Raw genomic sequence first — 2030 nt, 5'->3', positions numbered from 1 at the left:
TAAAACAACAATAGTTATGCGAGACAAAAGGTTGGTTAGTTGTTAACCAACCTAGAAAATAATTTAGAATTTACAACAATCGAAAGGGCGGCGGTAAGATGAATCTTAAGTGGATGAAATTTTTATCAACGGTTTTTCTTTCAATTTTCTTGTTATTAGGGTGTAATAATGGAGATGACGATAATAATCCACCACCGGAGGATGTAACTCCAGGGACAGAGGAACCAATTGAAGATCCGATCGACGCAACTGATTCAGATACTATTGATGAACATAATGTCACCCCTGATACAGAAGAACCAATTGAAGATCCTGAAGACGCAACAGATCCAGATACTATTGATGAATAAGTTTATACACCGTTTGAGAACAAACGGTGTTCTTTATGTATCAAGATTCAAGGATGTTAATAAGAAATTTAATACTTATATTGCAGCATTTTCTAATAACAAATTTATAGAGGTGTCTCATGACAAAATTACGAAAGTCCTTATTGGTTACTGTTTCCGTACTTATTCTTCTATCCATAGGGTTATTATTCATAGTACCAAATACAAGAAACAAAGAGAATCCCGAAAATAAAACAGTTGCTGTCAAAAACAAATTTAATCCTCCTATAACCAATGTCCAAAATGTTGAAAACGAAAAAAATGTTCTTCAAATAAACAGCCTTTCCATGGGTCAAACCATCAAGAATCAATTAAAAAATGATCCTTCCGTTTTTCTAATTAAACACAATGAAAAAACTGAGAGTCATTATATTAAGAAAGAAGTAAACGTTACATTCAAGACTCTTCCCTCAACAAAGGAAATAAAAAGGATAACACAGGAGATAAATGGCACTATCATTAAAAAGCTAAATTCTACGATTGTTTTTCGTTCTAATACGCTTTCGACCAAGGAACTTATTGAATATTTTAACAGACAGGCTATGGTTGAATTTGCTGAACCCAATTATCTTTATCTGCAAAATCAAATTGGACTTCCTAATGATTTGCTATATAGAGAACAATACCAATGGAACTTATCGGCAATTCAAGCAGAAGCAGGCTGGGATATCACCAAAGGGGATGAACATATCATTATTGCTGTTATAGACACTGGCGTTGATCTGGACCATCCTGATTTGAGAAGACGAATTACAAATGGTTATAATGTACTGTTGAATAATAATTTCCCTGATGATGACAACGGGCATGGCACCCATGTAGCAGGAATCATTGCATCGGAAACAAACAACCATGAAGGTGTTGCAGGCATCACTTGGTATAACAAAATAATGCCTATAAAAGCAATGGGTGCCGAAGGGCATGGGACGACCTTTGATATAGCAAAAGGGATTTTTTGGGCAGTGGATCATGGAGCCGATGTCATTAATATGAGTTTAGGCAATTATCAGTATTCTTCCCTTTTAAAAGGGGCAATCGATTATGCATACAGTAAAAATGTTGTCTTGATTGCTGCAGCAGGAAATGAAAATACTATGCAGCCGAGCTATCCAGCTGCTTTTTCTAAGGTTCTAAGTGTCGCCGCCGTAAGTTACACGGGACAACGTGCCCCTTTCTCAAATTATGGAGATTATATCGATGTTGCAGCTCCCGGAGTTCAAATTCCGAGCACCTATTTTAACCAGCAGTATGCTGCCCTTTCAGGTACTTCTATGGCTTCACCACATGTAGCAGGACTAGCAGGTCTTTTGCTTTCAGTAAACCCTAATTTAACGAACCAAGAAGTAATAGACATTATTAAGAATTCTACTTATGATTTAGGAATCCCTGGAACTGATCACGAATTTGGTAGTGGCTTAATTAATGTAAAGAATGGATTGGAAGATGCCCAAAGCAAAAGGCAATAATCCCTTTTTGAAACCGTTGCTTTTCGTTGTTATAAAACTTCTACATGGTGTACATTGTTTGTACATGATAATGGAAAAACTAAGGAGGAATTTTAGTTGGAGTGGATTTTTTTTCTATACCTGTTAAATACGTTCTTTATCTTATTCATAGCAATTTGGGAAGTTCGTCGGCCAG

At 36.2% G+C, this 2030-nt stretch carries 2 protein-coding genes; both read left to right on the top strand.

What is annotated here, in order from left to right:
* Window positions 1–98 precede the first annotated feature (98 nt).
* Window positions 99–350, top strand: coding sequence for a hypothetical protein (locus ACTJJ9_RS26115; RefSeq protein WP_145585423.1), 252 nt, complete (start codon window positions 99–101; stop codon window positions 348–350).
* A gap of 119 nt (window positions 351–469) precedes the next feature.
* A complete protein-coding gene (locus ACTJJ9_RS26110; protein ID WP_186324349.1) occupies window positions 470–1855 on the top strand; it encodes a S8 family peptidase in 1386 nt (461 codons plus the stop codon).
* Window positions 1856–2030: the final 175 nt, after the last annotated feature.

It is taken from the genome of Metabacillus sp. 22489, assembly GCF_052044855.1.
GTDB classification, from domain to species: Bacteria; Bacillota; Bacilli; order Bacillales; family Bacillaceae; genus Metabacillus; species Metabacillus niabensis.
This window is presented reverse-complemented; position numbering and strand designations above follow the sequence as displayed.